Raw genomic sequence first — 6,362 nt, 5'->3', positions numbered from 1 at the left:
CGTCGAGGCTGGCGGGCAAGGCACCCGCGCGCAGCAGCACCGCCAGGTCGTTGGCGGTTTGCGGCGTGAAACTTCCAGAAATCTGGCCCGAGCCGCCGGTGATCGCCTGCTGGATCACCGGGGCGGTGATGACCTGGTTGTCGAGCACGATGGCGAAGCGCTTGCCGACGTTCTTGGATGTCACCTCGCCGAAGACGATGGCGCCGCGCGTATCGAACTTGAAGCTGACCACCGAGCGCGCCGTCTGCTGGTCGAAGGCGGGCTGGGAATCGACCAGCGACTCGCCGCCGAGCTCGACGTTCTCGTTGAGCAGTTCCTTGCCGCCGTCGGCGCTGGGCAGCACCATGTAGCCCGCCGGGATGCCCTGCGCCTCAGCCTGCGCCGCGGTCATCGTGGGGTGGACGAGGTGGAAGGTCAGCCGCGCCGTACGCGAGATGATGTCCTTGAGCCGGGTGGAGTCGCCGAAACCGGGAAGCTGTACCAGCACGCGGTCGGTGCCCTGGCGCTGGATGGTGGGCTCGGTCGTGCCCAGTTCGTCGATACGCTTGCGGATCACCTCCATCGACTGGCTGACCAGCGACGACATGCGCTCGTCGATGCCCTCGGGCGTGAGGGTGATCACGATCTTGCCGTCGGGCGTGTCCGAGAACGCCAGTTCGGGGACGCCGCCCACTGCGAAGAGCGAGCCGGAGATGACGTTCTGCAGCGTCTTCAGCGTGGCCTCGGCAGCCGCGCGCTGGGTCGGATCGGTCAGCTCGACGGTGATCGAGTCCGTGCCCGTGGTGATGATGTTGCCGATGCCGTTCTCGGTGGCGAGCTTGGAGCGCGCATCGCGGCGCAACTCCTTGATGCGCTCGGCCACGATGCCTTCGCGGTTGACCTGCAGCAGCAGGTGCGAGCCGCCGCGCAGGTCGAGGCCGAGCACCATCTGCTGCTTGGGCACGAAATCCGGCCACGCCTTGACCGTTTCCTCCGGAAAGAGGTTCGGCGCGGCGAACAGGATGCCCAGGAGAGCAACGATCGCGATGACCGCTGTGCGGAACGGCGTGAACTGCATGACCTAACCCATATCTGCCCGGCGGGCGGCCGCCGGCCGGCTTACCGGCTGGCGGCGATCGGCCTGTCAGGCCGGCTTGTTGTCGTTGACGGGCGTCGACTTGGAACGGACATCGGCGACCATCGAGCGCACCACCTTGACGCGCGTCCCCTGGGCGATCTCGACCTCGAGGTCCTCCCCGTCCACGGCCTTGGTGACCTTGCCGACCAGGCCGCCGGTGGTGACGACCGTGTCGCCGCGCTGGATCGCCGCCAGCATCGCCTGCTGCTGCTTCATGCGCTTCTGCTGCGGCCGGAAGATGAGCAGCCAGAAGATGACGACCAGCAGCAGGATCGGCGCGAACTGCAGCAGCAGGTCGCCGGCACCAGCGGACGGGGCAGCACCGGTGGCTTGCGCGAGGGCGGGAGTCACAAACATCAATCAGGATCCTTGTCGAGTTGGCTGTCGGCTTGTCAAGTTGCCGGTGATTGCCCCATATAGGGACCGTTTCCGGCTATGGGCAGGCCCACCCGGCACAAAATCGGGCGGAATATAGAAGCGAACCTACGCGATTGCAAAGGCAAACGACGCGCCGCCGAGGCGCCGCGGCCGGAGGAAGCTGAAACGATGACGGACGACACTCTGGGCGCGATCGCCGCGTCGCTCGCGCGCATGGCCGATGCCCTGGATTCCATGCGCGCGCCCTCCGCCCCGCCCGCCCCGGCGCTGACGGCGGACGCCTATCACTGGGACGCGGCCGGCGGCCTGGTGGCGGTCCCCAGGGTCGCCCGCGTGCCGCTCGAGCTGCTGCAGGGCATCGGCGACGTGCGCGATATCCTGCTGCAGAACACGCTGCAGTTCGCGCGCGGTTTCTCAGCCAATAATGCCCTGCTGTGGGGCGCCCGCGGCATGGGCAAGAGCTCGCTGGTCAAGGCCATCCACGCCAGCGTCGGCGCCATGGCCGGCACGAAGCGCCTGATCCTGATCGAGATCGCGCGCGAGGATATCGAGAGCCTGCCGCGCCTCATGCGCATCATCGCCCGCGAGGACGCGCGCTTCATCGTCTTCTGCGATGACCTGTCCTTCGACAAGGACGAGACCAGCTACAAGTCGCTCAAGAGCATTCTCGAAGGCGGGCTCGAGGGCCGGCCCGACAACGTGCTGTTCTACGCCACCTCCAACCGCCGGCACCTGATGCCGCGCGAGATGGTCGAGAACGAACGCGCCACCGCCATCTCGCCGGGCGAGGCGGTGGACGAGAAGGTCTCGCTCTCCGATCGCTTCGGGCTCTGGCTCGGCTTCCACCACTGCGACCAGCCGACCTTCCTCGCCATGGTGCGCGGCTACTGCGACGCCTACGGCATCGACATCGATGACGACACGCTGCGCGCGCGGGCGATCGAATGGGCAGCGACACGCGGCGCCCGCTCCGGCCGCGTCGCCATCCAGTTCGTGCGCCAGCTGGCCGGCGAGCAGGGCAAGGCGATCTGACCGAGACTGCGAAAAGCGCATGGCGAGCGGGTTGCCCGGCTCGCCATGCGCTGTTCGCCGTGAGGTGGTCGTGGGCTCAGCTGGCCAGCAGCGGCACCGGGTCCACCGGGGTGGCGCCCTTGCGCAATTCGAAATGCAGCTGCGGGCGCGACACCGAGCCGGTCATGCCGGCCGAGCCGATATTGTCGCCGCGGTTGACGACGTCGCCCTTCTGGACCGTCGTGTCCTTGAGATGGGCGTAGGCCGAGACGTAGCCGTTGGGGTGGCGGATGAGCACGAGGTTGCCGTACCCCTCGACGCCGGAGCCGACATAGATCACCTGTCCGTTCTCGGCGGCACGGATGGCGGCGCCTTCCGGCGCCTCGATATTGATGCCGGTCCCCTTGGAGTTGGCGAAGTCGGTGATGATGCGGCCGCTCACCGGCCAGCGGAATTTCTCGGCGCCCGAGAGCTTGGGCTCGACGGCCGGCTGGACCAGCGGCTTGGCGGCGGGCGCGGCAGCCGCGACCGGCGTCTCGACCCTGGCCGGCTCGGGACTTGCCGCCGGCATGGCCGCGGCCGGATCGGCCGACGCCACCAGCACCGGTGCCGCGGCGGATGTGGCCGGGCCTTTCTTCGTCAGAAGATCGGGACGACCCGGGATCACGATCTTCTGCCCGACGAAGATCTTGTCGGGGGAACTGAAGCCGTTCGCCTGCACGATCGCCTGCGCAGTCACGTCGTAGCGGCGCGCAATGGTATACAGCGATTCCCCGCTCTCGATCACGTGCACATAGGCGTCGGTCGGGACCGAGACGAGGTTCGGGGCGGCGGCCTGCACCGGCGCCGGCTTGGACGCGACCGCGGCGGGGGCAAATGAGGGCTGGGCGGACATCGGAGTTGCACTCCCCTGGGAGGTTGACGAAGTGAGCACTGGCAGGTCTGTGGTCGACACTGAGCCCATTGCCGGACCCTGCCCCGATGCCACTGGCACCAGCGCCGAGGCCACGCCGCTACCGCCGATATCAGAGGGTGGGATGAATGGACCGGCGGCGACCTGCGTCGCCCCCAGGGGCCTCGGCATCGCCTGGTTCGGGCTGCCGAGAGCCGATGCCGACACCGAACTCGTCGTGGTGCGATCGGCGAAGGCGCGGCTCCCCAGAGCCGTACACCCCGAAACTGCCGCGGTTCCGGCCAGAAGGCCGGTCAGCGCGACCGTCTTAAGCACAATCCCGGCAACGCGAATATTCATCAGTCCACTCGTACGCAGGTACTCAATGGAGCCGAGACTAGGGCGTTAGGGTAAAGATCAGTTTAAATTCGATGCGAATTGCGCGGGCCCGCCGCCGCCGATTCAGCCCTCGGTAGGGTTACCGCCCGGAACGCCCCGAAACGGCCGCGGCGTCAGCGCGCCCCGCCGCCAAGCGACAGCCTGCCGTCGAGCCGCGCCGCCGTCGCCATGTCGCTGAGTTGCAGGGCCAGCGGCGTCACGGCAATGGCGTTCTCGTGGTGCAGCACATGGAAATCGCGCGCGGCGTCGAGCGGCGCCGGCGTCTCCGGGATGGCGATGAAGAAGCTCTCTGGGTCGTCGCTCTGGTAGTAGCGCATCGGCGAGCGCGAGAAACGCTGCGCGGGGACGACGCGGATGCCCGTCACCTCCTGCGGCGGGCAATGCGGGAAATTGACGTTGAAGTAGGTCTCCCTGCCATCGGCCTCGGCGAGGATGGCACGTACCACGTCGACGCCGAAACGGCGGGCATTGCGCCAGTCCACTTCGCGGTTCGTCTCGTAGTCCACCGCCTGGCTCATGGCGATGCCGAGCGCGCCCTGCAGCGCCCCCTCGCGCGCGCCCGCAGCGGTCCCCGAGCAGTTGATGATGTCGCCCAGGTTCTGGCCGTTGTTGACGCCGGAGAGTACCAGGTCCGGCAGCCGCTCCGCGCACAGATGCGTCATGCCGGCGACGACGCAGTCGGCCGGCGAGCCGCCATGCACCGCATAGACCCTGTGGCCTCGCTGCTCGAGCCTGAGTTCGCGGCCGAAGGTGAAGCGGTGCGAGGCCCCCGACTGGTTGCCGTCGGGCGCAATCACCCAGATGTCGTCGGAGAGCTCGCCGGCGATCTCCCGCATCACCGCGATGCCGGGGGCGTCGACGCCGTCGTCATTGGTGATGAGGATGCGCAGGCTCACCTCCCGATGGTTTCGAGGCCGCCCATGTAGGGGCGCAGCGCCTCGGGCACGGCGATCGAGCCGTCTTCCCGCTGGTAGTTCTCCATCACCGCGATCAGCGCCCGGCCGACCGCCACCCCGGAACCGTTGAGGGTATGCAGGTGCCGGATCCTGCCCTCGGCGTCGCGGTAGCGCGCCTCCATGCGCCGCGCCTGGAAATCGCCGCACACCGAGACCGAGGAGATCTCGCGATACGCCCCCTGCCCCGGCAGCCAGACCTCGATGTCGTAGGTCTTCTGCGCGCCGAACCCCATGTCGCCGGTCGACAGCGTCACCACGCGGTAGTGCAGACCGAGCCGGCGCAGCACATCCTCGGCGTCGGCGAGCATCTTCTCGTGCTCCGCGAGCGAAGTTTCGGGCGTCGTGATCGCCACCATCTCGACCTTGTCGAACTGGTGCTGGCGGATCATGCCGCGCGTGTCGCGCCCGGCCGACCCCGCCTCCGAGCGGAAGCACGGCGTCAGTGCCGTGAAGCGCAGCGGCAGCTCGGCCTCGGCCACGATGGATTCGCGCACGAGGTTGGTAAGCGGGACTTCGGCGGTCGGGATCAGCGCCAGGCGCTCCGACACCGGCGCGGCCTGGAACGTCCCCAGTTGCAGCAGGGCGTCGCGCTCGGTTTCCCATTCGTCTTCGGACAGGCTGTCGACATGCCCGTGCACAAGCGAGTTGAGGGCCCGCTGCATGCCCTCCGGGAAGCGGCTCTTGTAGGTGAAGAACAGGTCTTCCTCGAACTTCGGCAGCTGGTTGGTGCCGAACAGGGCGTCGTCGCGGACGAGCAGCGGCGGCTGCACCTCGGTATAGCCGTGCGCATCAACGTGCAGGTCGAGCATGAACTGGCCGAGGGCGCGCGCCATGCGGGCGAGCTGGCCCTTGAGCACGACGAAACGGCTGCCCGAAAGCTTCGCCGCCACCTCGAAATCCATCTGTTCCAGCGCTTCGCCGAGCTCGTAATGCTCCTTCGGGGTGAACGCGAAGTCGGGCTTGGGCGGGCGCCCGCCCGCCGCCGCGGCGCCGCCGGGCCCGAAATACTCGACATTGGCGCTCTCGTCGGGCCCGACCGGCACGTCCTCGAGCGGCAGGTTGGGAATGACCGCCAGCGCGCCGGCCAGCTTTTCCTCGGCCTCCTTGCGCGCTGCCTCGCCGCCCTGGATGGTCTCCTTGAGCGCGGCGACCTCCGCCATCAGCGCGTTCGCCCGCGCCTCGTCCTTCTGCGCCTTGGCCTGGCCGATCTGCTTGGACAGCGCATTGCGCCGCGCCTGCGCCTCCTCGACGGCAACGATCGCGGCCCGGCGCTCGTCGTCCATGGCCAGCAGTTCGGCCGAGGTGAACGGCACGTTGCGGCGGCCGGCGAGGGCACGGTCGAACGCCTCGCGGCTGGCTCTGATCCAGTTGATGTCGAACATCGGAAGGTCCCGGCTTTCTGGCGCCGGTTCGCGACCGGCCTATTCTGACTTGGCGGCTTCGGTCTCGGCGGCAAGCGCCCGGGCGCGGGATCGCTCGACCCAGCGGACCGAAAGAATCGAGATTTCGTATAAGAGGTACATCGGCAGGGCAAGGCCGATCTGGGAGATGGGGTCCGGCGGGGTGATGAACGCAGCCGCGGCGAGGATGCCGACGATGGCATAGCGCC

The 6,362-nt window shown here is 68.3% G+C and carries 7 protein-coding genes; 1 reads left to right on the top strand and 6 read right to left on the bottom strand.

The genetic code is table 11. From position 1 onward, the window contains the following. Both VGD93_RS16100 and yajC read right to left on the bottom strand, forming a co-directional pair. A partial coding sequence (locus tag VGD93_RS16100; RefSeq protein WP_413789705.1) for a SecDF P1 head subdomain-containing protein occupies positions 1–1,057 on the bottom strand: 1,057 nt, incomplete at its 3' end. A 66-nt stretch (positions 1,058–1,123) separates the two neighbouring features. Next, complete coding sequence (gene yajC / locus VGD93_RS16095; protein ID WP_395013185.1) at positions 1,124–1,474, bottom strand: preprotein translocase subunit YajC; 351 nt, start codon at positions 1,472–1,474, stop codon at positions 1,124–1,126. A gap of 189 nt (positions 1,475–1,663) precedes the next feature. Here yajC and VGD93_RS16090 point away from each other — a divergent pair, with 189 nt between their 5' ends. Beyond that, the gene (locus VGD93_RS16090; protein ID WP_395013184.1) at positions 1,664–2,527 is read left to right on the top strand and encodes an ATP-binding protein; all 864 of its coding nucleotides are present in this window, start codon (positions 1,664–1,666) and stop codon (positions 2,525–2,527) included. Between the two features lie 76 nt (positions 2,528–2,603). On the opposite strand, the gene VGD93_RS16085 is transcribed toward VGD93_RS16090, so the two are convergent. The 4 genes from VGD93_RS16085 to VGD93_RS16070 all read right to left on the bottom strand — a co-directional run. Continuing rightward, positions 2,604–3,401, bottom strand: a complete 798-nt coding sequence (locus VGD93_RS16085; RefSeq protein WP_395013183.1) for a peptidoglycan DD-metalloendopeptidase family protein — start codon at positions 3,399–3,401, stop codon at positions 2,604–2,606. A 509-nt stretch (positions 3,402–3,910) separates the two neighbouring features. Continuing rightward, entirely contained in the window at positions 3,911–4,693 is a 783-nt protein-coding gene (gene surE / locus VGD93_RS16080; RefSeq protein WP_395013182.1) for a 5'/3'-nucleotidase SurE, read from the bottom strand. Further along, entirely contained in the window at positions 4,690–6,135 is a 1,446-nt protein-coding gene (gene serS, locus VGD93_RS16075; protein WP_395013181.1) for a serine--tRNA ligase, read from the bottom strand. The genes surE and serS overlap by 4 nt, the downstream gene beginning before the upstream one ends. 39 nt (positions 6,136–6,174) lie before the next feature. Continuing rightward, positions 6,175–6,362: twin-arginine translocase subunit TatC (locus VGD93_RS16070; protein ID WP_395013180.1), on the bottom strand; the 188-nt coding region annotated here is incomplete at its 5' end.

It is taken from the genome of Devosia sp. (assembly GCF_036406155.1).
Lineage (GTDB): Bacteria > Pseudomonadota > Alphaproteobacteria > Rhizobiales > Devosiaceae > Devosia_A.
The sequence above is the reverse complement of the archived record's forward strand: the minus strand, read 5'-3'. Positions and strand labels throughout refer to the sequence as shown.

What these genes read in the sequence shown, in the direction of transcription:
- serS (WP_395013181.1), bottom strand. Translation starts at nt 6,135, where the DNA reads ATGTTCGACATCAACTGGATCAGAGCCAGCCGCGAGGCGTTCGACCGT.
- yajC (WP_395013185.1), bottom strand. Translation starts at nt 1,474, where the DNA reads ATGTTTGTGACTCCCGCCCTCGCGCAAGCCACCGGTGCTGCCCCGTCC.
- VGD93_RS16085 (WP_395013183.1), bottom strand. Translation starts at nt 3,401, where the DNA reads ATGTCCGCCCAGCCCTCATTTGCCCCCGCCGCGGTCGCGTCCAAGCCG.
- VGD93_RS16090 (WP_395013184.1), top strand. Translation starts at nt 1,664, where the DNA reads ATGACGGACGACACTCTGGGCGCGATCGCCGCGTCGCTCGCGCGCATG.